Source organism: Caulobacter sp. GW822-FHT01G02 (genome assembly GCF_058802865.1).
Genome location: NZ_JBXAON010000008.1, coordinates 44,396 through 69,598 on the forward strand (window position 1 = coordinate 44,396; position 25,203 = coordinate 69,598).

At 65.8% G+C, this 25,203-nt stretch carries 24 protein-coding genes; 15 read left to right on the forward strand and 9 right to left on the reverse strand.

The genetic code is table 11. From position 1 onward, the window contains the following. Window positions 1–14: 14 nt before the first annotated feature. Window positions 15–1,037 (reverse strand): NADPH:quinone oxidoreductase family protein, encoded by a 1,023-nt coding sequence (locus tag AC1RNC_RS21615; protein ID WP_492888296.1) that lies wholly within the window; start codon window positions 1,035–1,037, stop codon window positions 15–17. Window positions 1,038–1,279: 242 nt separating this feature from the next. Here AC1RNC_RS21615 and AC1RNC_RS21620 point away from each other — a divergent pair, with 242 nt between their 5' ends. The 7 genes from AC1RNC_RS21620 to AC1RNC_RS21650 all read left to right on the forward strand — a co-directional run bounded on the left by AC1RNC_RS21620 (window position 1,280) and on the right by AC1RNC_RS21650 (window position 7,566). Further along, entirely contained in the window at window positions 1,280–2,560 is a 1,281-nt protein-coding gene (locus AC1RNC_RS21620; RefSeq protein ID WP_492888297.1) for an MFS transporter, read from the forward strand. Between the two features lie 76 nt (window positions 2,561–2,636). After that, on the forward strand, window positions 2,637–3,431 hold the full coding sequence (locus AC1RNC_RS21625) for an enoyl-CoA hydratase/isomerase family protein (protein ID WP_156447815.1): 795 nt from the start codon (window positions 2,637–2,639) through the stop codon (window positions 3,429–3,431). A gap of 35 nt (window positions 3,432–3,466) precedes the next feature. Next, window positions 3,467–3,865, forward strand: coding sequence for a Zn-ribbon domain-containing OB-fold protein (locus tag AC1RNC_RS21630; RefSeq protein ID WP_062099292.1), 399 nt, complete (start codon window positions 3,467–3,469; stop codon window positions 3,863–3,865). Continuing rightward, window positions 3,865–5,055 carry a thiolase family protein gene (locus AC1RNC_RS21635; protein ID WP_062099299.1) on the forward strand — a complete coding sequence of 397 codons (1,191 nt, stop codon included), beginning with the start codon at window positions 3,865–3,867 and terminating at the stop codon, window positions 5,053–5,055. The genes AC1RNC_RS21630 and AC1RNC_RS21635 overlap by 1 nt, the downstream gene beginning before the upstream one ends. Before the next feature lie 50 nt (window positions 5,056–5,105). Next, window positions 5,106–6,074: a VOC family protein gene (locus tag AC1RNC_RS21640; protein ID WP_062099301.1), complete on the forward strand. Its 969-nt coding sequence runs from the start codon at window positions 5,106–5,108 to the stop codon at window positions 6,072–6,074. A gap of 2 nt (window positions 6,075–6,076) precedes the next feature. Next, a complete protein-coding gene (locus AC1RNC_RS21645; RefSeq protein WP_062099303.1) occupies window positions 6,077–6,598 on the forward strand; it encodes a carboxymuconolactone decarboxylase family protein in 522 nt (173 codons plus the stop codon). Further along, a complete protein-coding gene (locus tag AC1RNC_RS21650; protein ID WP_231737574.1) occupies window positions 6,595–7,566 on the forward strand; it encodes a DMT family transporter in 972 nt (323 codons plus the stop codon). The genes AC1RNC_RS21645 and AC1RNC_RS21650 overlap by 4 nt, the downstream gene beginning before the upstream one ends. 12 nt (window positions 7,567–7,578) lie before the next feature. Here the strand turns inward: AC1RNC_RS21650 and AC1RNC_RS21655 are convergent, their stop codons facing one another. The 4 genes from AC1RNC_RS21655 to AC1RNC_RS21670 are packed head-to-tail and all read right to left on the reverse strand — an operon-like array spanning window position 7,579 to window position 10,987. Then, the gene (locus tag AC1RNC_RS21655) at window positions 7,579–8,247 is read right to left on the reverse strand and encodes an SDR family NAD(P)-dependent oxidoreductase (RefSeq protein ID WP_062099305.1); all 669 of its coding nucleotides are present in this window, start codon (window positions 8,245–8,247) and stop codon (window positions 7,579–7,581) included. Window positions 8,248–8,265: 18 nt separating this feature from the next. Beyond that, window positions 8,266–8,907 (reverse strand): glutathione S-transferase family protein, encoded by a 642-nt coding sequence (locus AC1RNC_RS21660; RefSeq protein WP_082749719.1) that lies wholly within the window; start codon window positions 8,905–8,907, stop codon window positions 8,266–8,268. Then, window positions 8,904–10,100, reverse strand: coding sequence for a thiolase family protein (locus AC1RNC_RS21665; RefSeq protein ID WP_062099309.1), 1,197 nt, complete (start codon window positions 10,098–10,100; stop codon window positions 8,904–8,906). The genes AC1RNC_RS21660 and AC1RNC_RS21665 overlap by 4 nt, the downstream gene beginning before the upstream one ends. Continuing rightward, the gene (locus AC1RNC_RS21670; RefSeq protein WP_082749720.1) at window positions 10,097–10,987 is read right to left on the reverse strand and encodes a 3-hydroxyacyl-CoA dehydrogenase; all 891 of its coding nucleotides are present in this window, start codon (window positions 10,985–10,987) and stop codon (window positions 10,097–10,099) included. Before AC1RNC_RS21670 ends, AC1RNC_RS21665 begins: the two co-directional genes overlap by 4 nt. Window positions 10,988–11,240: 253 nt before the next feature. Here AC1RNC_RS21670 and AC1RNC_RS21675 point away from each other — a divergent pair, with 253 nt between their 5' ends. The 5 genes from AC1RNC_RS21675 to AC1RNC_RS21695 are packed head-to-tail and all read left to right on the forward strand — an operon-like array spanning window position 11,241 to window position 16,145. Further along, window positions 11,241–12,392, forward strand: coding sequence for an acyl-CoA dehydrogenase family protein (locus AC1RNC_RS21675; RefSeq protein WP_295106404.1), 1,152 nt, complete (start codon window positions 11,241–11,243; stop codon window positions 12,390–12,392). After that, on the forward strand, window positions 12,392–13,402 hold the full coding sequence (locus tag AC1RNC_RS21680; RefSeq protein ID WP_099582594.1) for an acyl-CoA dehydrogenase family protein: 1,011 nt from the start codon (window positions 12,392–12,394) through the stop codon (window positions 13,400–13,402). The genes AC1RNC_RS21675 and AC1RNC_RS21680 overlap by 1 nt, the downstream gene beginning before the upstream one ends. Beyond that, entirely contained in the window at window positions 13,402–14,202 is an 801-nt protein-coding gene (locus AC1RNC_RS21685) for a crotonase/enoyl-CoA hydratase family protein (RefSeq protein WP_062099316.1), read from the forward strand. Before AC1RNC_RS21680 ends, AC1RNC_RS21685 begins: the two co-directional genes overlap by 1 nt. Window positions 14,203–14,214: 12 nt before the next feature. Continuing rightward, the gene (locus AC1RNC_RS21690) at window positions 14,215–15,345 is read left to right on the forward strand and encodes an acyl-CoA dehydrogenase family protein (RefSeq protein WP_062099372.1); all 1,131 of its coding nucleotides are present in this window, start codon (window positions 14,215–14,217) and stop codon (window positions 15,343–15,345) included. Between the two features lie 20 nt (window positions 15,346–15,365). Continuing rightward, window positions 15,366–16,145, forward strand: coding sequence for an SDR family oxidoreductase (locus AC1RNC_RS21695; protein WP_062099318.1), 780 nt, complete (start codon window positions 15,366–15,368; stop codon window positions 16,143–16,145). On the opposite strand, the gene AC1RNC_RS21700 is transcribed toward AC1RNC_RS21695, so the two are convergent. From AC1RNC_RS21700 to AC1RNC_RS21710, 3 genes are all read right to left on the reverse strand, one after another. Then, a complete protein-coding gene (locus AC1RNC_RS21700; RefSeq protein WP_492888356.1) occupies window positions 16,142–17,125 on the reverse strand; it encodes a fumarylacetoacetate hydrolase family protein in 984 nt (327 codons plus the stop codon). The two genes, AC1RNC_RS21695 and AC1RNC_RS21700, sit on opposite strands and share 4 nt — an antisense overlap. Before the next feature lie 112 nt (window positions 17,126–17,237). Beyond that, window positions 17,238–19,697 carry a TonB-dependent receptor gene (locus AC1RNC_RS21705; protein ID WP_492888298.1) on the reverse strand — a complete coding sequence of 820 codons (2,460 nt, stop codon included), beginning with the start codon at window positions 19,695–19,697 and terminating at the stop codon, window positions 17,238–17,240. Window positions 19,698–19,893: 196 nt separating this feature from the next. Beyond that, complete coding sequence (locus tag AC1RNC_RS21710) at window positions 19,894–20,514, reverse strand: TetR/AcrR family transcriptional regulator (protein ID WP_158235513.1); 621 nt, start codon at window positions 20,512–20,514, stop codon at window positions 19,894–19,896. A gap of 67 nt (window positions 20,515–20,581) precedes the next feature. On the opposite strand from AC1RNC_RS21710, the gene AC1RNC_RS21715 reads away from it, so the two are divergent. From AC1RNC_RS21715 to AC1RNC_RS21725, 3 genes are read left to right on the forward strand one after another with little or no spacing between them, the layout of a single operon-like run. Beyond that, a complete protein-coding gene (locus AC1RNC_RS21715; protein WP_295106395.1) occupies window positions 20,582–21,313 on the forward strand; it encodes an SDR family NAD(P)-dependent oxidoreductase in 732 nt (243 codons plus the stop codon). A 26-nt stretch (window positions 21,314–21,339) separates the two neighbouring features. After that, window positions 21,340–22,638, forward strand: a complete 1,299-nt coding sequence (locus tag AC1RNC_RS21720) for an acyl-CoA dehydrogenase family protein (RefSeq protein WP_295106393.1) — start codon at window positions 21,340–21,342, stop codon at window positions 22,636–22,638. Then, a complete protein-coding gene (locus tag AC1RNC_RS21725) occupies window positions 22,635–23,699 on the forward strand; it encodes a phosphotransferase family protein (protein WP_062099326.1) in 1,065 nt (354 codons plus the stop codon). The genes AC1RNC_RS21720 and AC1RNC_RS21725 overlap by 4 nt, the downstream gene beginning before the upstream one ends. Window positions 23,700–23,752: 53 nt before the next feature. On the opposite strand, the gene AC1RNC_RS21730 is transcribed toward AC1RNC_RS21725, so the two are convergent. Beyond that, entirely contained in the window at window positions 23,753–25,087 is a 1,335-nt protein-coding gene (locus AC1RNC_RS21730) for an amidohydrolase family protein (protein ID WP_062099327.1), read from the reverse strand. Window positions 25,088–25,203: the final 116 nt, after the last annotated feature.

Sequence of the window (25,203 nt, forward strand, 5' to 3'; positions counted from 1 at the left end):
GAACAATTCTGATATTAGTCTTTCGTTCTGTTTTCAGAACTTGATACGGTTACGACAATCTTGCCGGTCACACCCCGCGCGCCCAGCCGCGCGATCGCCCTTCCACCTTCCTCCAACGCATAGCGCTCGGAGATGCGCGGCCGGATCTTGCCCGCCTGATAGAGGTCCAGCAACGCCTTCATGTCCCGCGCGCCGGATTGAGGGTCGCGCGCCATGTAGGCCCCCCAGAAAACGCCGATGATCTGGGCGGCCTTGAGCAGGACGAGATTGAGCGGGATCGCCGGGATTCCGGCCGCAAAGCCCACGACCAGATACCGCCCCTGCGCGGCGATGGCGCGGAATGCCGGCTCTGCATAGGCTCCCCCGACCGGGTCGATGACGACATTGACCCCTTCCCCGCCGCTGGCGGCCCGCACGGCCTCGGTAAAGGCCCTCGCCTGAGCGACACCCTCGAACGCGCCCGGATAATGCACGAGCGCATCGGCGGCGGCCGCGCGGGCGGCTTCGAGCTTGTCGTGCGAAGACGCCGCGGCGACCACGCGAGCGCCTAGGGCCTTCCCCAATTCCACGGCCGCGAGGCCGACACCGCCGCCGGCGCCCAGAACCAGGAGCGTTTCCCCCGGCCGCATGCCTGCGCAGCCCACCAGGGCGTGAAAGACGGTTCCATAGGTCACCTGCAACGCCGCAGCTTCCTCGATGGACATGGCGTCAGGCAGAACAGTGCACCGGTCCGCCGCCACGATGGCCACCTCGGCCATCGCGCCGAACGGCAGCGACGCCGAAACCCGATCACCCACGCCCGGCGCGGTGACACCCTCGCCGATCGCGCGCACCACGCCGGCCAATTCGCTGCCCGGCGAAAACGGCCGCGCCGGCCGCAGTTGATACTTATCCTCAATGACCAGCAGATCCGGGAAATTGACCCCGCAGGCCTGGACGGCAACAGCGACTTGACCTGGCCCAGGCGAAGGCTCGTCCACATCGCGGATCTTCAGGGTTTCAGGGCCGCCAGGCTCAAAGCTCGTCAGCGCGCGCACGGGAACCTCGCGTGAATGGCGCGAACGCCTGATGGTCCGCAGGACTCTATCTAGTCAGCGGACCGACGGGAAACAATCGCATTATTCTGATACCAGAAGTGCGTTTCGCTTGCCGAATTACGTCGGCCGTTCTAGCGTCACCGAAAGAGACGCTGCCCAGACCGCGTCCGGAGGATACCCGTGATCGTCAGCCTACGCACGCCCCCCCAACCTCGTTGCCAACGCATGGCGGGCTCGCGGTCGTGAACGCGTCCCCTCCTCCCGCGCTGGTCAAGGGCGCCTGGTACACCCTTGTGATCCTGACACTCGTCTACGTCTCGAACTCGATCGATCGGACAGCCATGTCGATCCTGATCGAGCCGGTGAAGGCCGAATTCAAGCTCTCGGATGGTCAGCTGGGCCTGCTGACGGGGCTAGCCTTCGGGCTAACCTATGCGCTTACCGGCCTGCCGATGGGATGGCTGATCGACCGGGTCAACCGGACCAAGCTGCTGGCGGCCGTCGTCGCGGTCTGGAGCCTTTGCACCGCCATGTGCGGGCTTGCGCAAAACTACACCGCCTTGGTCTTGGCCCGGCTTGCTGTCGGCGCCTCTGAATCAGCGGCCGCGCCCACGGCGATGTCGATGATCGCCGACCTCTTTCCCAAGAGCCGCCGCTCCACCGCCATGGGCGTGTTCTGGACCAGCACCGCCTTCGGAACGGCCATCAGCCTCGTGCTTGGCGGCGTGATCGCCGCCCACTATGGCTGGCGAGCCGCCTTCTTCGTCGCCGGCGCACCGGGGCTGATCTTGGCGATCCTGATCATCCTGACTGTTCGCGAGCCGCGGCGGGAACGGGATTTGGCCCAAGGCGGCGCGGGCCCCGCGCCGTCCTTTCTCCAGACCCTGCGGTTTGTCTCCGCCAACCCAGCGGTCTTCCACGCCTTCGTCGGCATTGGCCTGGCCTCCTTGGCCATGTCGGGCGTGCCGGTGTGGGCCGCCTCCTTCCTGGTGCGCACCCAAGGCTTCACCCTCCCTCAGGCCGGCCTGATGGCGGGCCTGGGCGTGGGCCTCTTTGGCGCCTTGGGCTCTCTGGTCGGCGGTCCCGTTGGGGACGCGGTTGTCCGTCGCTGGGGCGTCCAGGCCTTGCCGGCCGCTCCAATGGTCGCGTGCGCTCTGGCTTGCGCTTCGGGTCTCGTCTTCGCCTTGGGTTCTTCCCTAACCGTCGTGGCTGTAGCCTTCATCGTCTTCGAGATCGTCTCGCGCGGGTTTACGGCCCCCGCCTATGCGATCTTGGTCACCGGCGTGGAGCCGCGCATGCGGGGCGTTGTCGTCTCCGCCGTGCAGGCCGTGACCAATCTTGTCGGCTACGGCGTTGGTCCGTTGGTCGTCGGCGTGGTCAGCGATCGCGTTGGCGGTCCCCATTCCCTGAAGATCGGCATCGCCGCGGTGATGGGCTTTAGCCTGTGGTCGGGCGTGCATTTCTTGGCCGCCTGGCTGGCCGCGCGCCGCTCCCAGCGCTTTGCCGTCGAGGCCGCGGCATGAGTTTCCCACCTCGCAATTCCCAGGACAGCGAATGCGGCCGCGCACGGCTGGCCGGTCGCGTCGGAGCATGATGACCATGGCGGATGGAGCCATCGAACAAACCGTCCAGATCGAGCGCGTCAATCGCGTGGGCTGGATCGTTCTGAACCGCCCTGGGCAGATCAACGCCATCAATCCCGCCCTGCGTCTCGAAGTCACCCAGGCGCTGGAGCAGCTGGACAGCGATCCCGAAATGGGCGTGATCGTCATCCGGGGCGCTGGCGAGCGCGGCTTTTGCGCCGGCGCCGACATCAAGGCGCAAAGCGACGCGACCTCCCTGCCGACGCTCAGGGCTGGGATGACTCCCGGCTGGATCGAGGCCTTGGATCGGGTCCGCAAACCGGTGATCGCCGCCATTCACGGCTTTTGCCTGGGTGGCGGCCTCGAGATCGCCATGGCGTGCGATATGAGGATCGCCGCGCCAAGCGCGGTGTTCGGCCTGCCCGAAACCAGCCTCGGCTTGATCCCGGGCGGCGGCGGCACGCAACGCCTGCCGCGGATCGTCGGCCTTGGCCGGGCGCTCGATCTCTTGCTGACCGGCGAGCGGATCGACGCGGCGGAAGCCCATCGCATCGGCCTGGTTTCACGCTTGGCGACGGCGGGTGATCACCTGATCGACGAAGTCCAGGTCTTGGCCGAGCGCATCGCCGCCAAGCCCGCCTCGGCTCTGGCCTACGTCAAGGAGGCCGCACGCGATGGTCTTGAAATGGATCTTCGCGCCGGACTGAAACTCGAGAAGGATCTATTCGTCCTCCTGATGTCGACCGACGACCGCCGCGAAGCCGCCGCCGCCTTCAAGGAAAAACGCCAACCCGTCTTCACGGGCCGTTAGATGGCCGCCCTTCAACACATTCGGGAGGCGCGGCGATGAGAAAACTTCCCCTGCTCAACGCCGAGACGCAGCCGTTCTGGACCGGCGGCGAGGTCGGTGAACTGCGGATGCACCGCTGCGGCGACTGCGCGCAATTCTTTCACCCTCCAGCGCCGATCTGTCGCCATTGCTCCAGCCTCAACGTCGCGCCCACGGCGGTGTCGGGACGCGGTCGGGTGTTGACGTTCACCATCAATCACCAGGCTTGGACTCCCGACCTCAGCGAGCCCTATGTCGTCGCCATCGTCGAGCTGGAGGAGCAGGCGGGCCTGCGCTTTCTGTCCAACATCGTGAATTGTCCGCCTCAGGCGGTCGAGATCGGCATGCCCGTGACGGTCGTGTTCGAGAACATCGAGGACGTCTGGGTGCCTCTGTTCGAAAGGGCGCAAGCCTAATGGGCGCTCGGATCCTCGAAAAGGACGTCGCCATCGTCGGCGTAGGGCAGTCCGAAGTGGGCCGCCCATCGTCGCGTTCGGCCATGGAGCTGACGGTGGATGCCGCGCTGGAGGCTATCGCCGACGCCGGCCTCACTCCCAAGGACATCGACGGCGTCTGTTCCTGGCCTGGCGACAACGCCAACGGCAGCAGTTTCTCGCCCGTCGGTCCCTTGGCGGTGTTGAGCATGCTGGGCCTGCAATGCAACTGGTTCAGCGGCGGCTATGAGGCGGCCGGGCCGCTCGCCGGCGTGATGAACGGCGCCATGGCGATCGCCACGGGCCTGGCCAAGAACGTTCTGGTCTTTCGCACCATCACCGAGTCGAGCAACCGCCTGAGCGGCAGCAAGGACCAGAGTCTCGCGGCGAAGTCCGGCGCGCGCGACGGCAATTTCATGTGGCAGTGGTGCACGCCGTTCAACGTGCTGTCGGTGGTCAACATCACCGCCATGTACGCCCACAGCCACATGCGCAAGTACGGCACCACGCCCGAGCAATTGGCCCAGATCGCCCTCAACGCCCGTCGCAACGCCCTGCTCAACCCCAAGGCCGTCATGCGCAAGCCGATGACGATGGACGACTACTTCGCCTCGAAGATGATCTCCACGCCGCTGCGGATGTTCGACTGCGATGTCCACTGCGATGCTTCGACCGCCATCGTCTTGTCGCGCAAGGACATCGCCAAGGATCTGCGCAATCGACCGGTGCGTATCGAGGCGATCGGGGCGGCGATGAACCAGCCCTATCTCTGGGATCAGGTCGATCTCACCGCCAACGCAGCGCCCGACGCCGCCGCGGCCATGTGGGCTCGCACCGATTTCAAGCCCGCCGACGTGGACACCGCCCAGCTCTATGACGGCTTTAGCATTCTGACGCTGATGTGGCTTGAGGGGTTGGGCCTTTGTCCCGTGGGGCAGAGCGGCGCCTTCGTGGAGGGCGGCCACCGCATCGCGCTGGATGGCGAACTGCCCTTGAACACCAACGGGGGTCAGTTGTCGGGCGGACGAACACACGGGCTGGGCTACGTGCACGAGGCGTGCACCCAGCTTTGGGGGCGCGCGGGCGAACGCCAGATCCGCGATCCGCGCGTAGCGGTCTGCGCCGCCGGCGGCGGGCCGCTCGCGGGCAGCCTGTTGCTGGTCAGGGACTGAAGACAACGAACGGCCAGCGCGCCGCGCGGCCGACGCTAAGGGAGAACAAGATGAGCCTCTATGACCTGCTGCTCAGCGGCGATCTGATGGTCCACGACGCCGACAAGACGGCCGAACAGATCGTCAGCAAACTGGAAATCCACGGCCATGCGAACTGGCGCCAGGCCTTTCCGGGTCATCCCTATATCGCCCACTTCCTGAGGGTGCACAAATCGCTGGCGGTGTCGCCCACGCGCGTCGAACCCCAGGGCCACCTGGACTTCCCCAATCAGGGCGATCCGATGTTCCCAGGCTTTCTCAAGAGTCTCGAGGATTTTCAGGGCCCGTTCCGGCCCATCAAGACCCACGCCACGGTCCTGGTCTCCGACAACATCGGCGGCGTGATCGAGCACCTGCAGAGCAAGGGTCAGCCCTTCCGTCTGGCCCAGCTGACGCCGGAAATGCCGTTCGATCGACTGTGGGTCGGCTGCACGCCGGAAAAGCCCGTCTATGAGCCGTCCGTCGATGGCGGGCTGTGCATCGAGGTCATCCCCCTGGCGGCCATTCAAATGCCGGCCGAGGCGTTCAACGTCCCCCCGCCGCGCCCTCGCGACCCCAAGCCTGGCGACATGGTGCGGGTCGTCGGCCGTGGCTTCCTGGTGCGCGACCTCGACGATGTCCTGCGCCGTCTAGACCTGAACCTGGATCTACAACCGGCCGGTTCGGTCGAGCAATTGGACCGCGAGGGCTACAAACGCGCCCGCATCGGCTTCAATCTGGGAACCAGCGCGACGCTCGATGTCATCCAACCCACGAAGTGGGACAGCCCGACGGGCCGCTACCTGCACAATTGGGGGCCAGGGCCGCACTACATCCGCATTTCGGTCAACGGCCTTGAGGCCAAGGCTGAACGCTTGGCCGCCCTGGGCGTGAAATTCGAACACATCGAGGACTGCCAGGCCGTCGGCGGCGCTCTGCTGCGCGTCGATCCGGCCGAACTGGGCGGGGCGATCTTCGAATTCTGCGAAGACGAGGGCTGATCGTGGCCCGCGTCGCGCCCCTGCCCCTGGAGGCCCTGCCAGAACCGCTCAGCGCTTCGATCGAACGAGGAACCGCGACGCGGATGCTTTCCAACACCTTACCGGTGCAGATCTGGGCTCACCGGCCGGCCGCGGCCAACGCCTGGCTCGCGACGATGGCGGAGATTCACGAGCGCGGTGTCTTACCGGACCGCCTTCGGGAATTGGTCCGCCTGAAGATCGCCTCGATCACCACCTGTCCGGTCTGCCAAATCGCCCGCAAGTCCGACGACGTCAGCGAGGCTGAGGTCGTCGCCTGCAGCGACTGGTCCGATCCGCGCTTCAGTCCGTCCGAACAGGCCGCCCTGCGTTTCGCCGAACTTTTCGCCGGCGATTATTTTTCGCTTGGCGACGAGGTCTACGACCATTTGCGCCTACATTTCAGCGAGGAGCAGATCGTCGAGCTCCACCTGTTCAGCGGCCTGATGCTGGCTGGCGGCCGCATGACCTATGTGCTGAAGGGTTATGAGGACACATCCGCTTGAAGGGCCCCTTCTCGCGCCTGGCGCCCAACGTTCAGGGCGCCGTGTGGCTGCTGCTCTCGGCCGTTACCTTCGTCGGCATGACCACCCTGGTGAAGCACCTCAGCGGCGACTACCCCTCGCACCTGCAGAACTTCTATAGGCAGACCGGGTCGCTGATCGTCGCCATCCCCTTCATGCTCCGCAGCCCGCGGCAGGTGCTGCTGGTGCCCCGCGCGACGATGCCCGCCCTGTTCGTGCGCTCACTGCTCGCCACGGTGGGCATGGTCCTGCTGCTCTACACCTACGAAGCCATGCCAATGGCCGAGGCCAACGCCCTGTCGTTCACCCGGCCGCTATGGGTCGTGCTGCTGGCGGCGCTGTTCCTTCGCGAAACGATCGGCCCAAGCCGGATCGCCGCAGTGGTGGTCGGCTTCATCGGCGTCGTCATCATCATGCGCCCTTGGGGCGCGGACACCGCCTTGGGCTGGCCTCACCTGGCCGCGCTCGTCTCGGCCCTGTGCTTGGCCGGCACGATCACGGGCGTGAAATCCCTGACCCGGGATCTGTCGGCGAGCTCGATCCTGGTCTGGTCCAGTATCATGGGCGAGTTGCTATGCTTGCCGTTGGCCCTGGCCGACTGGCGCTGGCCCAGCCCCGCCGATCTTATCCCGCTGTTTCTGATCGGCCTGCTCAGCGCCGCCAACCAAGTGCTGTTCATCAAAGGGATGGCGGTCGGCGAGGCCGCCGTCCTGGCCCCGATCGACTATGCTCGGCTGGTGTTGTCGATCATCGCGGGTCTGGTCGTATTCGGCGAATGGCCCGACGCCTTCACCTATGTCGGAGCCGGGGTGATCGTGGTCTCGACGCTCTACATCACGATCCGGGAAATCCAGAGCAAGCGGGCCAAGACGCTGGCCATCGACGCTGGCCAGCCGGACGCCTCGAACCCGCTGGGGCTCGGCGCCGCTGACGACAACCGGGCCGGCTGAAAATCTCCGCCCCTAGGAAACGGCCAGGGTAATGCCGGATCCGTTGATCGCCACGGCGGCGTCAGACAGCAGAAAGGCGATGACCTCCGCCGCGTCGGCCGGCTTGATCCATTCGGCGGGGTTGGCGTCGGGCATATCCTGGCGATTGGTCGGCGTGTCGAGGATCGTCGGCAGGATGGCGTTGACGCGAACGCCCGTGCCGCGAAGTTCGGCCGCCAGGCTCCGGGTCATGGCCATCACCCCGGCCTTGGAGGCGGCATAGGGCGCCATGCCGGTCGCTGGATCGATGGCGCCGGCCGCGCCGACATTGACGATCGCGCCCCCCTGCTTCAGCAGACTGGGAAGCGCCGCGCGGCTGGCCAGGGCGGCCGTCAGAAGGTTGGTGCGGAACATGCGATCCCAGGTGCCGGCTTCGCCACCGACGACTGGCTCCCAAACGAAGCCGCCGGCGATGTTGGCCAACCCGTTCACCGACCCCAAGGTCGACGCCACGGCCTCAAACGCCGCCCCCACCGCCGCGGCGTCGGCGAGATCCACCTTCGGCAGCACCAGATCCGCATCGATCTCCATGACGGGCGCGGCGTCCACGGCCGCGACGGCGAAGCCGTCGGCCTTCAAACGCATGACCACGGCCCGACCCAAGGCGCCGGACGCTCCGGTGACGATGACGACATTGGTCATGGCAGGCCTCTTCGTTGCTCAAGACGGAAATGGCGGCGTCTTCTCGCGCGCCATGGCGCGCTGAACGCCAGGCCGTTCGGCCATGCGACGCGCTAGCGCTGAAAAATGCTTCAACTCGGCCATCGGATAGTCGCCCGCGACGCCCCAGGCGTAGAACACCAGCGCATAGGCGTCGGCGACCGAGAGGCGATCGCCCACCAGCCAGTCTCGACCGGTCAGCAACCCGTCGACCTTCCGCAGATTGGCTTCGAACCGACGTCGCCCCTCGGCGCTCAGCGCCTCATGGGTCGTCTGGTCAGGCGTGAAGCGGAACGGGGCTCTCGCCATCCGGCCAGTGATGTGGACGGTGCTCGCGAACCAGGCGGTCAGAGACAGCGCGCTGGCCTGATCGAACCCATCGTCAGGCAGAAGCTGGGCGTGCGGCGCCAGATGCGCGACATGGTGGAGGATGGCGACGTTCTCAGTCAGCAGACGCTCGTCGCACATCAGCGCGGGCACCCCGCCCGCGGGGTTTGTCCGTCGCCAGATCTCGACCGCCTCGGGATCGTGAAGCCGCACCCGGCTGGCTTCGAACGGCAGCCCCGACTCCTCGAGCGCGACATGGGACGCCAGAGAGCAGGTCGTGGGCGTATAGTAGTAGGTGAGTTTGGGCATAGTCATACGACCGCGGGCGCGGCCGACGCGTCCAGATTTTCGTACACGGTGGCGGTCGCCAGGCCGCCAGCGCAGCAGATGGCCTGCAGCCCGTATCGTTGGCCGGTGCGGCGCAACTCGTGGATCAGGCTGGTGGCGATCCGCGCGCCCGTCGCGCCCAACGGATGGCCCAAGGCGATGGCCCCGCCGTTGACGTTCAGTCGATCGGCGTCCACGCCGGTCGCCTGCATCCACATCATCGGCACGCTGGCGAAGGCTTCATTGACCTCGAACAGCGCGATATCGTCAAACGCGAGACCCGCCAGCGCCGCCGCCTTACGGCTGGCGGCGATCGGGCCCTCCAGCATCAGGGTCGGATCCGCCCCGACGACGGCGACGGAGCGGATTCGCGCCAGCGGAGTCAGGTTGAAGCGTTTGACGGCGGCTTCAGAGGCGAGCAGCACCACCGCCGCCCCGTCGGAGATTTGCGAAGCGTTGCCCGCGGTGATGCGCCCCTGCTCACGGAAGCTGGTTTTCAGCGTCGAAAGTTTCTCGCGGCTGGTGTCGCGGCGGATGGTCTGGTCGGCCTCGAGAGGGTCACGCGGCCCCTCCCAGTCTTTTTCGCAGAGCTCGGCGACCGGAACGGCGACGGTTTCGGCGACGAAGCGCCCGGCGTCCGTGGCGGCGGCGGCGCGGCGATGGGACTCGGCGGCGAAATCGTCCAACACGTCACGATCAAAGCCATACTTATCAGCGATCCGCTCGGCCGCCTCGCCCTGCGAAGTCGTCTCGTAGCGATCCGAAACCATCCAGCCGAACGCCTCGCCATGGATGGCTCGATTGGATCCCATCGGCACGCGCGACATTGCCTCGGCGCCGCCGGCGACGACCAGGTCGCTCACGCCAGCGGCGATCTGAGCCGCGCCGATATGGATCGCGGCTTCCGACGATCCGCACTTTCGGTCCACCGTCATGGCTGGAATGCTCTCGGGCCAGCCCGCGCCGAGCAGCGAGGTCCGCGCGATGTTTGCCGACTGCTCGCCGATCTGGGTGACACATCCGAAGATCACGTCGTCGATGTGTTCTGCGCCCACGCCGGCGCGGGCGACCAGCTTATTCAGCGCGTGGGCGCCCAGGTGGTCGGCGCGCACCCCGGCCAACGCACCCCGGAACCGGCCGATCGGCGTACGCACCGCGGCGACCACATAGACCGGGTTCACAGCTGGCTCCCGCGCATTCCCGAGCCTGGCACCTTCACGCCATTCTCGTACTTGTAGACGCCCCAGCCGACCTTGCGGCCGTAGCGGCCAGCCTTGACCATCTTGATGATCAGCGGACAGGGCCGGAACTTGTCGCCGAGGGTGGCGTGCAGATAGTGCAGCACCGACAGGCGCGTATCCCAGCCGGTAAGGTCGCCCAGTTCGAGTGGTCCCATGGGGTGGTTGAAGCCCATCCTCAAGGCGGTGTCGATGTCTTCGGCGCTCGCGGCGCCTTCTTGCAGCATCCACATCGCTTCGTTGCCGGCCATGGCCGACATCCTGCTCGTGGTCAGCCCGGGCGTTTCGTTGACGACGATCGCGGTCTTGCCCAGCTGGGCGACATAGTCACGGCATAGCGCCACGGCTTCGTCCGTGGTGGCCAGCCCGCGAACCAGCTCCACCAGCTTCATCTTCTGGACGGGGTTGAAGAAGTGCATGCCGATGACCCGCGTCGGGTCCTGGCAGGCGGCCGCGATCTCGGTCACGCTGAGCGCGGAGGTGTTGGTGGCGATCAGGCCCGTCGGGGCCATGACGGCTTCGGCCTTACGCACCACATCGATCTTGATCGCCAGATTTTCCGAAACGGTCTCGACCAGGAGATCGACGCCGACCGCCCCGTCGGACACGCTCTCGGAGGTCGTCAGCGCCGCCAGGGCGGCGGCCGCGACGCCTTCGTCGACCTTACCAAGCCGAACCCCGTCGGCGAGAATGCCCGCGATCGTCTTTTCGGCCTTGGCCAACTGCTCGGATGAAACATCGATCAGGCGCACCTGGTGCCCCGAGGACGCGAACGCGTGCGCGATCCCCACGCCCATCAGGCCAGCGCCTACCACTGCTACCTTGGCCAAAATGTCTTCCCCTTGTTGAACCGGACCGCTCGCGTTGTCGCGAGCGCCGATGCGCCGATGACCGCCGGCGCCGCCGGTCGCGTCAGACGCTGCTCCTCCCGTGCGCGACGGATTCACCGCCGCATCGCCCGCTGAACAGTAAGGGGAAACTCGACCCGGCCGCAAACAAAATTCTCTGTTCAGAACGATATTCTAGCGTGTATAAGTCCAGTCGCTCCAAAGAGAGCCGATCCAACGTCCCTGGGGAGCCCTCGTGAACCTGCTTGATCAGTTCGGCCCGCCTGTTTTGCCGCCAGGCCTGGAGCCGTTGCGCGCGGAGGTTCGCGACTTTCTGGCAAAATGGGGCGCGACCTATCCGGCGGAAAAACGCGCCCTGTCGTGGATGGGTTTTGATCCCGATTTCAGCCGCGCCTTGGGCGCGAAAGGCTGGCTCGGCCTGAGCATCCCGAAGGAATACGGGGGCCACGACGCCTCGCCTTTTGAAAGGTTCGTGGTCAACGAGGAGCTCCTGGCGGCGGGCGCGCCTGTCACCGCCCATTGGATCGCCGATCGGCAAAGCGCGCCTCTCCTGCTGCGCCATGGCACGCCGCCTCAGAAGCAACGTTTTCTCCCGGCCATATGCGCCGGCGAAATGTACTTCTGTATTGGGATGAGCGAGCCTGCGTCGGGCTCGGACCTTGCTTCGGTGCGCACGAAGGCTGAGCGTCAGGGCGACGGCGCCTGGCTGCTGAATGGCCGCAAGGTCTGGACCACCAATGCCGACCGATGCCAAGCCATGATCGCTTTGGTGCGCACCGACGCCGCCAGCGAACGCCATGACGGCTTATCTCAGTTTCTCGTCGATCTCGCGCTTCCCGGCGTGATGATACGACCGATCAAGGATCTGTCCGGCCACGAACATTTCAACGAGGTCACTTTCGAGGACGTGCGGCTGGACGCCGACGCTCTGATCGGGGTCGAGGGCGAGGGTTGGGCGCAGGCCACCTCGGAGTTGGCGTTCGAGCGGAGCGGTCCGGAGCGCTTTCTAAGCGCCATGACGCTGTTCCGCTGCCTTGTCGCGGCGGTGGGTCCCGAACCGGACGCTCGCCAGGCTTTCGAGATCGGGCGCCTGGCGGCCTGGCTGGTGGCTCTAAGGTCGATGTCGATCTCGGTCACCGCGCAGTTGGCGGCCGGCCACGATCCTGTCTGGGCCGCCTCGTGCGTGAAGGATATCGGCACCGGCTACGAGCAGGACACGGTCGAGGTGGCGATGCGGTTGATCGATTCTCTGCCGCCCGGCGCCAAGACCGCCACCACGCGCCGGGTCCTGGCCATTGTCCAAAGCATGGCGCCCTCGTTCTCGTTGCGGGGCGGCACGCGGGAAATCCTTCGCGGCATTCTCGCGCGCGGCCTGGGGGTTCGGTGATGCGATCCTTGCTTCAGAACAGTATTGAACGGCTCTTGGCCGACGCCGTAACACCGGACGCCCTGCGCGCGGCGGAAGCCGGCGCCTGGCCGGCCGATCTGTGGGCCAAAATCGAGGAACTAGGCCTTCCGCTCGCCGCCGTGCCCGAGGACCAGGGCGGCGCGGGCGCAAGTTGGACCGATATTTTCGTCGTCATTCGCGCTTGCGGCGCCGCCGCCGCGCCCGTCCCCCTGCCCGAGACTATCTTGGCCAACGCCCTGCTGGCCGCGGCGGGGCTGCCCCCTCCCGAGAGCGGGCCCGTCGTCTTCGCCAGCGGCGTGGCCGACGGGCCTTTGGCCGATGTCCCCTGGGGACGCCACGCGCAATGGCTGGTGCTCCATGACCCGCGCGCAGGGCGCATTTCGCTGCACGCCCTGACCGAGGCCGTTGTCGCGCCCGGCAACAATGTCGCGGGCGAACCGCGCGACACGGTCACCTTGGCCGCCAGGTCCAAGGTCGCCGAGGCGGCCGCCTCGGCCGAGACGGATACGGTGATGCTCGGCGGCGCCATGTTGCGATCGGCGCAGATGGCCGGCGCCCTGGGTCGCCTGACCGAACTCAGCGCCGACTACGCCAACGAGCGCGTCCAATTCGGCCGCCCCATCGGCAAATTCCAGGCCGTCCAGCAGCAGCTGGCGGTTTTGGCGACCCAAGCGGCCGCGGCCGTCGCCGCATCGGAGGCCGCCTTCCTGATGGCCGCGCCCAGCGCCCAGCGCGTGACCACCGCCTCGGCCAAGGCCGTGGCCGGCGAGGCCGCGGGCGAGGGCGCAGCGATCGCCCACGCTGTTTTCGGCGCCATTGGCTTCACCCATGAACACAGCCTGCACTTCCTGACGCGCCGCCTGTGGGCTTGGCGCGCCGAATATGGGTCCGACGCCTTCTGGACCGACCAACTGGGACGCATCCTCGCGGCGCGAGGCGACGAGGGCCTTTGGCCGCTCGTGACCGCGGCCTTTTGCGGAGACCACTGATGACCGATTTCCTGCTGAAGTCCCGCGAGGGCCCCGTGGCTATCTGGACCCTCAATCGGCCCGAGGCGCGTAACGCCTTCAGCAAGCCCGAGGACATGTTCGAGATCGAGGACGCCTGCGAGGAGGTTCGCGGCGATCCTTCGGTTCGCGTCGTCGTGCTGACCGGCGCGGGCGCGTCCTTCTGCGCTGGCGGCGACATCAAGGCGATGCGCGACCGCACCGGCATCTTCGAAGGCTCGCCTTACCGGCTGCGCAATCGCTATCGCGACGGCATCCAGCGCATCCCGATGGCGCTGTACGAACTCGAGACGCCGGTCATCGCGGCCGTCAACGGACACGCGATCGGCGCGGGGCTCGATCTGGCCTGCATGTGCGATATCCGCATCGCCTCGCAGACGGCGACCTTCGCCGAGAGCTTCGTCAAACTGGGCATTGTCCCGGGAGACGGCGGCGCCTGGCTCTTGCCCCGGATCGTGGGCATGCCGCGCGCCAGCCATATGGCCTTGACCGGCGACGCGCTGAGCGCTCAGACCGCTCTGGATTGGACGCTGGTGACCCAGCTGACCGAGCCGGAGGCGCTCCTCTCCACGGCGCTGGCGCTGGCCCATCGAGTCGCCAGCAGCCCTGGCCACGCGCTTCGCCTCACCAAACGCCTTCTGCGTGAAGGTCAACATATGCGCTTGGGTTCGCTGCTAGAATTGTCATCGGCCTATCAGGCGCTGGCCCATCATACGTCGGACCATGCCGAGGCGGTCGCGGCGATGATCGAAAAGCGTCCCGCCGCCTATACGGACAACTGACGAGTCATGACCATGCGCAAGGTGTTCCGCGACGACCACGAAATGTTCCGCGATCAGGTCCGGCGGTTCGTCGAGACCGAGATCGTTCCACATCACGCTCAGTGGGAACGCGATGGCATCGTGCCCCAATCGTTGTGGCTTCGAGCCGGCGAGCAGGGTCTGCTGTGCGTCACCGCGCCCGAAGAATACGGCGGCCCCGGCGGTGACTTTGGTCACAGTGCGGTCCTGATCGAAGAGCTGGCGCGGGTCAACGCCACGGCCGTCGGCTTTACCACCCACTCCGACATCGCCGTGCCCTATCTGGTCAACTACGGCACCGACGCGCAGAAGGCGCGCTGGCTGCCGCGCCTGATCAGCGGCGACCTGATCGCGGTCATCGCCATGTCCGAACCGCAGATCGGCAGCGACTTGCGCGGCATGAAGACCAAGGCCGTCCGGGACGGCGACCACTACATCCTGTCGGGCCAGAAGACCTTCATCACCAACGGTATCAATTCGGGCTTGGCGATCGTCGCGGCGAAGGTCGAGGGCCAAGCCAACCCAAAGGACATCACCCTGTTCTGCGTCGAGGCGGGAACGCCCGGCTTCGACAAGGGCAAGAAGCTGGAGAAGGTCGGTCTTCGAGGCCAGGACACCTCGGAGCTGTTCTTCTCGGACGTGCGGGTGCCGGTCGAAAACCGCTTGGGCGAGGAAAGCAAGGGCTTCGGCTGTCTGATGACCGAGCTGGCCAAGGAGCGGCTGATCATCGGCATCCGCGCCGCCGCCTCGGTGGAGTCGATGCTCGACAAGACCATCGCCTACACCAAGGACCGCATCGTCTTCGGTAAGCCGCTGTTCGAGTTCCAGAATACGCGGTTCAAGCTGGCCGAAGTGAGAGCGCGGAGCCAGATGCTGCGCGTCTTCATCGACGACTGCCTGCAGAAGCTGTTCGACGGCCAGCTGACGGCCGAGACCGCCGCCATGGCCAAACTGACCAGCGCCGAACTGCACGGCCAGTTGCTGGATGAACTCCTCCAGCTTCACGGCGGTTACGGCTATATGAGTGAATACGACGTGGGACGCGCCTGGGTGGATGCGCGCGTTGCCCGCATCTACGCCGGCACGTCCGAGATCATGAAGGAAATCATCGCCCGCACGCTCTGAGGGCGATCTGGAGCACGCCCATGGACCTTGGCATCGCCGGAAAGCGCGCGCTCGTCTGCGCCTCGTCGTCGGGCCTTGGAAAGGCCTGCGCCATCTCGTTGAGCGTCGAAGGCGTCGAGGTGTGGATCAACGGCCGGGACGCCGATCGCCTGGAGGCGGCGGCCCTCGAGATCGAGACCCTGACCGGGCGGCGGCCGCATACGATCCTCGCCGACATCGACACAGCGCAAGGACGGACGACGGCGCTGATCGCCTGCCCCGAGCCCGACATCCTGGTCTGCAACAGCGGCGGCCCCAAGCCTGGCCGACTGGCGGACTGGACCGAGGCGGCCTGGAGCGATGTCGTCGCGGCCAAGATGATCTCGCCGATCCTGTTGATCCAGGCGGTGATCGGCGGCATGCGCCAGAGGGGGTTTGGCCGCGTGGTCGCCATCACCTCGGCCATGGTCAAGACCCCGAAATTCCCGATGGCCCTGTCCACCGGACCCCGCGCGGGACTGACCGCGTTCTGCAAGGCCCTCGCCGGCGAGGCCGCCAGCGACGGCGTCACCGTCAACTGCATCCTACCCGAAAAGATCGAGACCGATCGACTGGCGCAAATGACCCGATCCCTGGCCCGCGCGCGCCAGGTCGACGAGGCCGCGGCCCGCGCCGAAATGATCGGCGCGATCCCCGCTGGCCGGTTCGGGCGCCCCTCGGAGGTGGGTGACGCCTGCGCCTTCCTGTGCTCGGATCGCGCGGGCTATATCACCGGCCAGAACCTGCAACTGGACGGCGGGGCCTATGGCGGCCTGGTCTAGGCGGGCCTGACAATCCGATTGCGCAGCACGCCGATCCCTTCGACGTCCAATTCGACCTCGTCGCCCGGCTTCAGGAACCGCTGGGCCTCCAGGCCGCAGCCGTTGCCGATCGTGCCCGATCCCAGGAACTCGCCCGGATACAGCGTCTCCGACCGCGAGATATAGGCGATCAGATCCTCGAACTTCCAATGCATCGTACTGGTGTTACCCCGACCCCATTCCTCGCCATTGACCCGCGCGATCATGGTCAGGTCGTAGGGGTTGGGCATTTCGTCGGCTGTGACCAGGCAGGGCCCCATCGCGTTGCCGGTGTCGAAATCCTTGCCCTTGGCCGGCCCCAGCTGACCGATCATTTCAACGGATTGCGCGTCGCGGGCGCTAAAATCGTTGTAGATCGTGTAACCGAAGATGTAGTCGCCGGCCTTCTCCGCCGGAACGTCCTTGGCCAGCTTCTTGATGTAGCAGCCATACTCGAGCTCGAAATCCATACTGCGCGAATAGGAGGGCCAGATCACCGCCTCCTCGGAGCCGACTACCGAGAAGCGGTTGGCCTTGTAATAGATCGGCTGTTTGGCGAAGAGGTCGAGAATCCGTTGTTCGGCTGGCGAGGGCCCGGTGTCTGCGATCACCTCGACGCCCTTGGCCTTGGCCCGCATCTCGCGCGCGGCCGAATAGCATTGGCGCAGGTGCAGCTCAAAGCAACTGCAGTCGCGCATTTGGGGCGGTGGCTGGATGGGCGCCCTCAGCTTGACGTCCGCACGGGTCAGGATCGCCGTCTCCGGCGCGGACTTGACCGCTTCCATCGCCTTGTCGAGCGCGTCGTCTCCCCCTTCGATCAACGCTAGGATATCAGCCAGTTCAGCCGCATGGTCTCCATGCCGCTGCTGATGCGCGGCGGCCAAGTCGACGATCCGGCTATCGCCTTCGATGAAGGCCCCCGCCCGGCGACGGCCCTGGGATTCAAATGTGACCAAACGCATCGGCTTCACCCTCCGTTGGCCTCATTCGGCCGGTTCTAGACGCCTGCGCGGTCCGGCCTGCAAGCCGAACCGCGGCGTGTTCTCCTGCCGCGGGACGGCGCGGCCAGTCCTTTCAGAACGGTCGGACGGTCAGTTGCAGCATGATCTCGCGACCGCGATTGACGTTGCCGCTCAGGTCGGCGAGCCCCCCGGTCAGGGCCGACCCCGTTCGGGTAGAGATCCCGGTCTGGGGCACGTTGGAAGCGACGTCGACCCGATATTTTTCCGTCAAGTTGCGCCCCACCAGCGCCAGCTCCCACCGATGGTCGCTGCGGAACACGCGAACGCCAGCGTTCAGGAAAACCACCCCATCCTGCAGGGCGCCAGGATGAAGTTCAGGATGAGGATTGTATTGGGACTTGTAGAGGCCGTCGACGTTCATGCCCCATTCGATTCCCTTGAAACCGCTCTGGCCGGTGTAGGCCGCGCCCAACGACCCGGTCCACTTGGGCGCGTTCACCATGCGCTGGCCCGCCAATTGTTGGCCTGTGTAGCGCCCAGTGGTCGGGTTGATCAGCAGGTTGCACCCTTCGGCGATGGTCTGGCCGATGTAGCAGGTCGCCAGGAAGTCAGTGTACTTGGCGTCGTTGTAGTTGGCCGCGCCGCGGATCGTCAGACCCGGCGCGCCTGCCGGCCTCCAGGTGAAGTCGCTCTCCACACCCTTTACGGTCGCCGCACCGGCGTTGTTTACGCGGATCACCGGCACGCCGCTAGAGTTGTCGAGGGAGTTCACCTGCAGGTTGGTATAGTCGTAGTCGTATGCGGCGGTGTTGACGCGCAACGCCCCGTCAAACAGAAGCGCCTTAACGCCGCCTTCGACCCCTTCGGCCGATTCCGGCAGATAGAGCGCGTTCAGCGGCGTCGTGAAGGCGGCGCCGGTATTGGTGGCCGCAGCGAAGCCGCCCGACTTGAAGCCCTGCTTGTAGGCCCCGTAGAGGGTGAGCCGTGTGGTCGGCCGCCAGGTCAAGGTCACTTCGGGCGAGGTGTTCTTGAAATCCGCCGAGGCGGGCGACACCGGCTGCGGCGCCCCGTCCCGGGTCACCGCGAAATCCTTGGTCTCCTTGCTCCAGCGCAGACCGCCGGCCAGCTCAAGCTTGCCCGTGATGTCCCAGATCGCCTGGCCGAACACCGATCGGGTCTTGCCGTCGATGTCGTGCAGGAAGAGCGGCGCGCCCGCCAGCACGTTGCGGGTGTAGGTCTGCAGATCGGAGTCCTCGTAGAAGGCTCCGACCAGGAAGTTGACCGGCCCGGACAGGTCCGTGGCCAGACGCGCCTCCTGGGTGAACTGAGTGTAGCCGGTATTGCCGGTGAAGTCGTTGGCCGCCACCGCGTCGGAAGGCGCGACAGCGTAGGTGTCGACGCGGAAATCCTTGTTCTTGGCCCAGCCGGTGACGGATGTCAGGGTTACCCGATCGCTCGGCCGATAGTTCATTTCCAACGAATAGAGTTGCTGGCTGTAGTCGCCAGCGCCGTCCGGATCCGTGAACCCTTCGGGCGAGCCGACCAGAAAGGCCGGGTTGATGTTGCCATTGGCGTAGGTCGCGTCGGCGCGGCAGTTGTCGACCGACAACGCTGCGGCCAAGGCCGGGTTGGCCGCGCCGCCATTCAGGGCCGTGGCCTGCGGCGCCAGTTGGGGCGCGCCATTGGGGCAGTAGATCCGCTGGAACCCGCCCGCTTGATTGTAGCCGATCCCCTTGTTGTCGGCGTAGCTGAGCTTGAGCCGCGCGTCGAAGGCCTCGGTCGGCCGCCACTTCAGGGTGGCGCGCGTGAAGAAGAATTTTTGCTGCGGTCCTCGGTTCGTCGATCCGGTCACCGAGCCCGACCGGATCGCGTTCGCAGCGGTGGCGGCGCTGTCGGCAATATTGGTGCGCCAGCCGTCCATATCCGCGCCGTAGACGACCAAGCGCGCGCCGAGCGTGCTGGTCAACGGTCCAGAGATCATCGCCTCAAGCTGACGCTCCCGAGCGTTGAACTCATAGCCGCCGCGCACCTCGGCGTCCAACGTCGAGGTCGGGTCGGCCGTGGTGATCGAGATGACGCCGGCCGGGCTGTTCTTGCCGAAGAACAGCGCCTGCGGTCCCCGAAGAACCTCGATCTTCTCCATGTCGATCTGGCCAATGCGCACCGCCCCGCCGCGCGAGAGCTGGATGCCGTCGACATTGACCGCCACCGTCTGCTCGAAGGTCGGGTTTGATCCCGCCGTCGTGCCGACACCGCGCAACGCCACCGTTCCGCCGACGCCCCCCGACACCTCCCCTACGGTGATGCCGGGCGTCACCGCGCGCAGGTCCTGCAGACTGTCAACAGCGAGAGCTTTGAGCTGCGCCGCGCCCAGGACTGTCACCGACACCGGCACCGAGATCGGCGCCTCGTCGCGACGGCGGGCGGTGACGACAATACTGTCGAGACCGGTGGCGGACTCCTCGGTCGCCGGAGCCTGCGCCTGAACCTGGGCAAGGGCTGGGGCCGACAACATGGACGCCAAGGCCCAGGCCAGGACTCCGCGCGATACGCTCGCTCTCGCATTGGTCATTCAGATCTCTCCCCCGCTCTCGTCTTCGCATCTGTGGCGAAATCCGTTGGAGCCATTGGATCTGCCCGATCGGGCGATCTGCCGCGATGCTAGTCAGAGGCGGGAGACATCGCAAGAAAAAATCTGATACACGAATTTCATTCTGAACTCTAAACGGGAAGACTCATTTCGAGTCCATGCGGCGCACCGCGCGCACCTAGACGCCGGGCTCGGGCGTAACCATGCCCACGAGCGTCTCGACCAGATCCTCCAGCGTAGCAGCGCCCCAGAACGCATGATTGGGATGCGCGGCCAGCGCCGCTTCTCGCGCCGTCATGATCGCGCGCAGCCCCAAGCTCAGGAACACCAGCCGGCGCTCGAGCATCTCCTGCGGCAAGGCGGAAAGCCGCCGGATATGATCCAGGCACCGCTGATAGCCCCGGTTCCAGCCATCAGCGACGATGGCGTCGAAAGCCACTCGGTTTTGCAGGCTGAAAGTGCTGATGAACCGCAGGTAGTCCCCCTCCCCTCCGCCCTCGCCGAGGTCGGTGGACGGCAGGATCAGCACCTCCATCACGTCTCGCAGCGCATGAGGCCCGCCATCGGCTTCCAGCGCATCGAGCCGGGCGTTGCGGCGCTCATCGATCAGACGCGCGCCGTCGATGACCAGCTGCTCAACCAAGTCGTCTTTGGACCCGAAATAGTAATGCAGCGACGCGCCGTTGCGATGGCCGGCCGCCGTCAGGATTTCGCGCACGGAGACAGCGTCCACGCCCCGCGCGGCGAATAGGCTCTGAGCGGCCCGCTTGATCGCGTCCCTGGCGATGTCGGCTTTCATGGATTGACGGTTTATCCCAGGCATGGGAAATAAAGCAACCGTTTCATTCAATCGTTTTAGGCCTCTCGTGGATCTCGACTTCACCGAAAAGCGCGTGCTCGTCATTGGCGGATCGAGCGGGATCGGGCTGGCCTGCGCGCAAGAGTTCGCCAGGCGCGGCGCGACAGTCGCCATAACGGGCACTCGTGCGAACAAGGCCGCCTATGGCGATGGCGCTTCGGCCCTGGAGCCGTTTGAATTTTCCAGCCTGAATCTGGCCACGCCCGGCGCGATCGACCAATGGACCGCGCCTTTTGAGGCTGTTGACGTCGCGATCCTGTCCCAAGGGGCGGTGGAGTACCGGCGCAAGGAGTTCGAGGCCGACACCTTCCGCCACGTGGTGGAAGTTAACCTGACCAGCCTTATTGCCTGCGCCCAGAAGCTGGCGCCGGCGCTCGAGGCGCGGGCCGGAAGCCTGATCATCATCAGTTCGGTGGGCGGCCTACGCGCCACGCGCGGCAATCCAGCCTATTCGGCGTCCAAGGCCGGCGCGATCCATTTGACGCGGACGCTGGGCGACGCCTGGGCCGGACGCGCCATTCGCGTCAACGGTATCGCGCCGGGCCTGATCGCCACCAAGATGACCGCGGTCACCACCTCCGACCCCGACCGCCTCCAGGAACGCCTAAGGGGCATTCCCCTCAAGCGCCTGGGCCTTCCCAAGGAGGTCGCGGGCGTGGCGCTGTTCCTGGCGTCTCCGCTGGCCTCCTACATCGTGGGCGAGACGATCGTCGTCGATGGCGGCCGCACCCTGTCCTGACAATCAAGTATGAACGGAGGCGGCCAATGGCCTGGGACTTCGAAACCGACCCCGATTTTGCCGAGCAGTTGGCCTGGATCGACGCCTTTGTCCGCGATGAGGTCGAGCCGCTCGACCTCGTCTTGCAAAGCCCATTCGACGTCGACAACCCCCTGAACCAACGTTTCGTTCGTCCGCTGCAGCAACAGGTCAAGGCGCGGGGTCTCTGGGCCTGTCACCTTGGCCCTGAGCTGGGAGGGCCTGGCTATGGCCAGGTCAAGCTGGCCTTGATGAACGAGATTCTGGGGCGCTCGATCTTCGCGCCGACCGTCTTTGGCTGCCAGGCGCCCGATTCCGGCAACGCCGAAATTCTCGCAGTCTACGGCACCGCCGAACAGAAGGCGCGCTATCTCCAGCCCCTGCTCGCCAATGACATCGTCTCCTGCTTTTCGATGACAGAACCGCAGGGCGGCGCCGACCCGACGACCTTTTCGACCCGCGCGGTCCTGAAGGGCGATCAATGGGTGCTCAACGGCGAGAAATGGTTCGCCACCAACGCCCGCTACGCGAGTTTCTTTCTGGTCATGGCCGTTACCGAGCCCGACGCTCCTCCCCATCGACGCCTTTCGGTCTTCATCATTCCCAAGGGCGCGCCCGGGCTCGAGATCGTTCGCAATGTCGGCTACGGCGATCGCGATCCGGCCCATGCCTATTTGCGCTTCACCGATGTCGCCGTTCCGCTCGATCATATGCTGGGCGGCCGCGGCGCCGGCTTTGTCGTGGCCCAGGTTCGATTGGGCGGCGGTCGTATTCACCACGCCATGAGAACGATCGGAAAAGCCCGCCAAGCGTTCGACATGCTGTGCGATCGCGCCCTGTCGCGCATCACGCGCAACGAGCTGCTGGCCGACAAGCAACTGGTTCAGGAGAAGATCGCCGACAGCTGGATCGAACTCGAGCAATTTCGCCTGCTGGTCCTGCGCACGGCCTGGAAGATCGATCGCGAGCAGGACTACAACAAGGTGCGTGGCGACATTTCGGCGGTCAAGGCGGCCATGCCCAAGGTGCTCCACGACATCGCCGCGCGCGCGGTCTATGTCCACGGCTGTTTGGGACTGTCGAACGAGACGCCGTTGGCGGCGATGGTGCTGGACTCGTTCCAGGTCGGTTTGGCGGACGGACCGACCGACATTCACAAGGTGACCCTGGCCAAGCAGCTCCTGCGAGGCCGAAAGCGTTCGCAGGGTCTCTTTCCGGATTACCATCTGCCCGCGCGTCGTCAGGCGGCGCTGAGCAAGCTTGGCCTGACCGGCGGCGAGGCGGGTCTGAGGGCGGCGGTCGCATGACCATCGATCGTCCCCACGGTCTCGAGTTGGTCGACCTCGACTCCCTGTCCGCGTGGATGGATGGCGAAGGTTTGGGTTCGGGCCCCATCGTCGACGTCGCTCAATTAACCGGCGGCTCGCAGAATGTCCTGCTACGCTTCAACCGAAGCGGTCGCGGGTACGTCCTGCGCCGTCCGCCCGCCAATCCGCGCCATGACGGCAGCGATACGATGAGGCGCGAGGCGCGCGTGCTCAAGGCGCTCAAGGGCTCGGACGTGCCTCACGCCGGCCTGATCGCCGCGTGCGACGACGCCTCGGTGCTCGGGGCGGCGTTCTACCTGATGGAACCGCTTGAGGGATTCAACGCCGCGGTGGGCATGCCGCCCCTGCACGCCGGGTCGCCCGCGGCGCGGCGCGCTATGGGCCTGTCGGTTGTTGACGGCCTGTCCCGCGTCGCGCTGATCGACTATGCGGCGGTCGGCCTTGCCGACTTCGGCAAACCGGATGGCTTTCTGGAACGCCAGGCGCGTCGCTGGCTGACGCAGCTTGAAAGCTACGGTGAGTTCCCAGGCTGGCCCGGCGCCGTCGGCCTGCCCGATGTCGGCCCCATCGGCGACTGGTTGGAAGCACATCGGCCCAGGACCTTTCGTCCCGGCCTGATGCATGGCGACTTTCATCTCAAGAACGTGCTGTTTCGTCAGGACGCGCCGGTCATCGAAGCCATCATTGACTGGGAGCTGTCGACGATCGGCGATCCCCTGGTCGATCTCGGCTGGCTCCTGGCGACCTGGCCGGGTCCGGGCGGAGACATGAGCCAGACGACGATCGTCGTCGAGCCGTGGGAGGGCTTTCCGGAGTCCGAGGAACTGGTTGAGGTCTATGGCCGGCTGACGGGTTCGGATCTGTCGAACCTGAATTGGTACCGGGTGTTTGCTTGCTACAAGCTGGCCTTGATCCTGGAAGGCAGCTACGCGCGGGCCTGCGCCGGCAAGGCCCCGATGGATATCGGCCAACGCCTGCATGGCAACGCCGTGCGCTTGCTCGGGCGCGCGGGGCGCTGGATCGAGGGAAAGCGGACATAAGAACGCCCGCCGGTGGCTGTTCCGGCGGGCGCCTTGATCTCCGGCCGGGCCGTCTAGCGGCGGCCCGAGACCGTCGATTCCGCAGAAGCGTTCGCGAACATCCGGTTGATGTCGCCCGAGGTCACCGGCTTGCCGGCTTCCCGCTTGGGCGCAGCGCCCCCGAGGCCGAGCAGCGGATCAGTATGAACCGGGACGGCCGCGGCCGCCGCCTTCAGGGCGCCGACGGTGCAATCTTCCTTCTTCAGCACCGAGAACGGGTCATAGGAGAATTCGCGCATCGCATTGATGTGGGTGATCTTGTCGATCGTCTCACGCGACAGGTGCTGAACGTCGTTCCACAGCTTCTCGGCCGAGTGCGGCCAGACCGAGTCCGAGTGCGGATAGTCGCATTCGTACATGACCATGTCCTCGCCGATGTAGTCGAGGTTGGCCAGACCGAACTTGTCTTCGATGAAGCAGCTGATGATGTGCTTCTTGTAGATGTCGCTGGGCATCACGCCGGGGCCGAAATTCGAATTGGTCCAGGCATTGTGGTGGCCGTGGGTGAAATCGGCGCGTTCCAGCAGGTAGGGAATCCAACCGATGCCGCCTTCGGAAAGGGCCATCTTCAGCGTGGGGTACTTCTTCCACATCGGCGCCCAGATCCAGTCGGCCGCCGAGTTGGCGATCGAGATCGGCATCGAGGTGATCCAGGCGTCGATGGGCGACAGGTCCGACGCGTGCGCGGCCGCCGAGCCCGTGCCGATGTGGCAGCAGATAACCACCTGATTGTCGGCGCAGGCCTTCCAGAGCGGATCCCAATAGGCGTCATGCAGCGAGGGCCAGCCCGCAAGCGCCGGGTTGTCCGAGAACGACAGGGCGTGGACGCCCAGCTTCGCCATTCGCTCCACTTCGGCGACGGCCGCCTGCATGTCCCAGAACGGCGTCAGCATAAGCGGGATGAAACGGCCGGGCGCGGCGCCGGCCCAGTCATAGAAGTGCCAGTCATTGTAGGCCCGGATCGCCGCCAGGGCGACCTCGGGATCCTGCTTCGAGGCGGTTTGGAACCGAGCGCCGGCGAACCCCGGGAACGTCGGGAAGCAGATCGAACCCAGGATGCCGTTGGCGTCCATATCCTCAACGCGCGCCTTGATGTCCCACGTGCCGCGGCGCATCTGCGCGTAGTTGAGCGGCTCCATGCCGTACTCTTCCTTCGGGCGGCCGACGACGGAATTGAGGCCCATGTAGCCGGAGGCCTTTTCCTCGAACATCCAGACGTCGCGACCGTCGCGCTCTTCGATGTGCGGCTCGCGGCCTTTCAGGTGCTGCGGCCAGTGTGGCGTAAAGGCATTCGGCGGCTCGATGACGTGGTCGTCCACGCTCACAAGGATCATGTCATCGACTGTCATCTGGCTTTCCTCGCTTCCAAAAGGGCGGCTTGTCGCCGCCTCTCAACCGGGCAGGGCTTTTGGACCGCCACCGCCATTCAGAATTTCTTTCTATAACAAAAATCGCAAAAGTGTCT

Bases quoted from the DNA above. Each gene is read 5' to 3' on its own strand.
- AC1RNC_RS21635 (WP_062099299.1), top strand. From the start codon at position 3,865: ATGGGCGCTCGGATCCTCGAAAAGGACGTCGCCATCGTCGGCGTAGGG.
- AC1RNC_RS21625 (WP_156447815.1), top strand. From the start codon at position 2,637: ATGGCGGATGGAGCCATCGAACAAACCGTCCAGATCGAGCGCGTCAAT.
- AC1RNC_RS21705 (WP_492888298.1), bottom strand. From the start codon at position 19,697: ATGACCAATGCGAGAGCGAGCGTATCGCGCGGAGTCCTGGCCTGGGCC.
- AC1RNC_RS21630 (WP_062099292.1), top strand. From the start codon at position 3,467: ATGAGAAAACTTCCCCTGCTCAACGCCGAGACGCAGCCGTTCTGGACC.
- AC1RNC_RS21720 (WP_295106393.1), top strand. From the start codon at position 21,340: ATGGCCTGGGACTTCGAAACCGACCCCGATTTTGCCGAGCAGTTGGCC.
- AC1RNC_RS21660 (WP_082749719.1), bottom strand. From the start codon at position 8,907: ATGACTATGCCCAAACTCACCTACTACTATACGCCCACGACCTGCTCT.
- AC1RNC_RS21685 (WP_062099316.1), top strand. From the start codon at position 13,402: ATGACCGATTTCCTGCTGAAGTCCCGCGAGGGCCCCGTGGCTATCTGG.
- AC1RNC_RS21695 (WP_062099318.1), top strand. From the start codon at position 15,366: ATGGACCTTGGCATCGCCGGAAAGCGCGCGCTCGTCTGCGCCTCGTCG.
- AC1RNC_RS21640 (WP_062099301.1), top strand. From the start codon at position 5,106: ATGAGCCTCTATGACCTGCTGCTCAGCGGCGATCTGATGGTCCACGAC.
- AC1RNC_RS21690 (WP_062099372.1), top strand. From the start codon at position 14,215: ATGCGCAAGGTGTTCCGCGACGACCACGAAATGTTCCGCGATCAGGTC.
- AC1RNC_RS21700 (WP_492888356.1), bottom strand. From the start codon at position 17,125: ATGCGTTTGGTCACATTTGAATCCCAGGGCCGTCGCCGGGCGGGGGCC.
- AC1RNC_RS21710 (WP_158235513.1), bottom strand. From the start codon at position 20,514: ATGAAAGCCGACATCGCCAGGGACGCGATCAAGCGGGCCGCTCAGAGC.
- AC1RNC_RS21680 (WP_099582594.1), top strand. From the start codon at position 12,392: ATGCGATCCTTGCTTCAGAACAGTATTGAACGGCTCTTGGCCGACGCC.
- AC1RNC_RS21655 (WP_062099305.1), bottom strand. From the start codon at position 8,247: ATGACCAATGTCGTCATCGTCACCGGAGCGTCCGGCGCCTTGGGTCGG.
- AC1RNC_RS21725 (WP_062099326.1), top strand. From the start codon at position 22,635: ATGACCATCGATCGTCCCCACGGTCTCGAGTTGGTCGACCTCGACTCC.
- AC1RNC_RS21730 (WP_062099327.1), bottom strand. From the start codon at position 25,087: ATGACAGTCGATGACATGATCCTTGTGAGCGTGGACGACCACGTCATC.